At 68.0% G+C, this 1,718-nt stretch carries 1 protein-coding gene; it reads left to right on the top strand.

Going from position 1 to position 1,718, the window contains the following annotated elements; all coding sequences use genetic code 11:
- The first annotated feature begins 120 nt into the window (after window positions 1–120).
- Window positions 121–1,548 carry an IS1380 family transposase gene (locus OTB20_RS42085; protein ID WP_267825170.1) on the top strand — a complete coding sequence of 476 codons (1,428 nt, stop codon included), beginning with the start codon at window positions 121–123 and terminating at the stop codon, window positions 1,546–1,548.
- Window positions 1,549–1,718 lie beyond the last annotated feature (170 nt).

Below are 1,718 nucleotides of genomic sequence, written 5' to 3'. Positions count from 1 at the left end.
CCTCGGCTGTTCAGCCGAATTGATCGCTGAGGTGGAGCTGGCAACACGAAAGGTGCCCTGACCTGCAAGGATTCGAGTGTCTAGGTCGAATCGTAAACGCAGGGGCGGGGCACCTTTCTGGTGGTAGAGAGTACAGGGTGGGATGAGCGGTTGACGGTGGCGGCGGACGGAAAGGGGCTGGTCGGGCACGCCGGGGCGGTGCTGCTGCGCCGGCTCGCGGACCGGGTCGGACTGACCGCCGCGCTCGCTGAAGTACTGCCCGGCGGGGTCGGTCCGGGCTGGCGGGAGCGGGCTCCGGTACTGGTCCAGCTTGCCGTCACGATGGTGCTCGGCGCGACGAACCTGGCGGAAGGCGAGGCCCTGCAGGCCCACCATCAGCGTCTCTTCGGACCTCCGGTCTCCGACTCCACCACCCGCCGCACCCTGGCCGTGATGGACACAGCCGTCATGAACAAGATCGGACGCGCGCGGGCGCGAGTACGCCGTCACGTGTGGACACTGCTTCACCTGCGGCCCGGCGGCTTCCCCTGGCTCACCGTCGCGGGCAAGCACCTGCACCGCTGGATCGTGATCGACATGGACGCCACGATCATCACCGCCGCCTCCAAGAAGGAAGGCGCCACCGGCACCTTCAAGAAATCGTTCGGCCATCACCCCCTCGCGGCCTGGTGCGCGAACACCGGCGAGTGCCTGGCCATGCTGCTGCGACCAGGCAACGCCGGGTCCAACACCGCCACCGACCACATCCAGGTGCTCTCCGACGCGCTCGCCCAGGCCCCCGGCCAGTCCACCGCCAAGATCCTCGTACGGGTCGATGGCGCGGGCGCCACCCACGAACTCCTCTCGCACCTCGCCGCGTTGAACACCCGGCGTCGCACCGTCCGTTTCACCACCGGCTGGACCATCACCGACACGGACGAGAAGGCCATCGCGAAGCTCCCGGAGAAAGCGTGGGGGAACTCGCTGAAGCAGGACGGCGAGGTCCAGGAGAGCTACTTCGTCGCCGAACTGACCGGCCTGAGCACCCGGCCCGAATGGATCAAGGGCATGCGCCTGATCGTCCGCCGGGTCAAACCCTCCGGGCGGCACCTGAAGGACCTGACCGCGTTCGAGAAGAAGACCGGCTGGAGGTACTCGATCACCGCCACCAACATCAACAAGATGACCCGCATCCCCGGCTCCCACCAGGTCCAGTGGATCGACGCCCTCGCCCGGCACCACGCTGTCGTCGAGGACCGGGTGAGAACGAACAAGGCCCTTGGCCTGCACAATCTCCCGTCGAAGTCCTACGCGATCAACGAGAGCTGGATGCTCACCGCGAACCTCGCGGCCGACCTCGACGCCTGGCTCCGCCTCCTCGCCCTGCACGACGAACCCGACCTGGCCGACGCGGAACCGGACACCATCCGCTTCCGGCTCTACCACCTGCCCGCCCGTCTCAGCCGACACGCCCGCCGCCGATGGCTCCGCATCGAACGCACCTGGCCGTGGGCAGACGCGTTCACCACCGCCTGGACCAGGATCACCGATCTCCCGGCCGTCACCTGACGGCCGGCCCCACCCCGACGACGACCAGAACGGAGCAGACAACCACCCCGGGAGACGTGGAACCCCGGCGCACCCGCAGCGTTACGCGACGGCCCCACACCCGACCACACGGGACAAATAGGGCGAAACGCCAAGTCGACCGAGGTCATCACGCCGCAGAAGGATCGAGG

The sequence above is a fragment of the Streptomyces sp. H27-H1 genome (genome assembly GCF_026627445.1).
GTDB lineage: Bacteria > Actinomycetota > Actinomycetes > Streptomycetales > Streptomycetaceae > Streptomyces.
Note: the sequence above shows the minus strand (reverse complement) of the source record. Positions and strands in the feature narration are given on the sequence as shown.